At 64.2% G+C, this 742-nt stretch carries 1 protein-coding gene; it reads left to right on the top strand.

The annotated features are described in order from the left end of the window. Window positions 1-577: sterol desaturase family protein (locus GYB81_RS23630; protein WP_161897985.1), on the top strand; the 577-nt coding region annotated here is incomplete at its 5' end. Window positions 578-742 lie beyond the last annotated feature (165 nt).

The following is a 742-nucleotide window of genomic DNA, read 5'->3' as shown; positions in this document are numbered from 1 at the left end:
CTACTGGACGCACCGCGCCTTCCACTCGCGCTGGTTGTGGGAGTTCCACAAGGTTCACCACGTCGCGCCCGTACTGGTGCCGCTTACTGCCAGCCGTGTGCATGTCGTGGAAAAGCTCGCCGACAGCCTGCTGACGCTGGTACTGCTGGGCGCCTACTCCGGGACGTTCTGGTATCTGTGCGGGGTCGAGATCAGCCGCTACACGCTGTTCGGCGTGACCTACCTGGTGTTCATCTTCAACTGCCTGGCGGCCAATCTGCGTCATACGCATATCTGGCTCTCCTTCGGGCCCAGGCTGGAACACCTGCTCAACAGTCCGGCGCAGCATCAGATCCACCACAGCGATGCCCCGCACCACTTCCACAAGAACTTCGGCACCAACCTGTCGATCTGGGACTGGATGTTCGGCACGCTCTACACCACCACGCACACCCCGGAGCCGCTCAGCTTCGGCACCGCCGAACGCGATGCGCATCGCTACCAGAGCCTGTACAGCCTGATCGTGCTGCCTTTCATCGACACTGCGCGCAAGGCGCTGCACAGCATCGAAGGGCGAAGCCTGCGCCGCAGGGCTTAACGCGGGTGGCGCCGCGGCCATCCACGCCAAGCCCTTGCGTCGTTACGCCGGCTCTTCGAGGCGTTCGGCCTGCAGCGAACGCTGCAGTTCGGCCACCAGCGCATCGACCTTGCGCAGACCCTGTTTGACCGACTCGGCGAGCAGTTCGCCGCCGACTTCCTGGCC

It is taken from the genome of Pseudomonas yangonensis (genome assembly GCF_009932725.1).
Taxonomy (GTDB): Bacteria; Pseudomonadota; Gammaproteobacteria; order Pseudomonadales; family Pseudomonadaceae; genus Aquipseudomonas; species Aquipseudomonas yangonensis.
The sequence above is the reverse complement of the archived record's forward strand: the minus strand, read 5'-3'. Positions and strand labels throughout refer to the sequence as shown.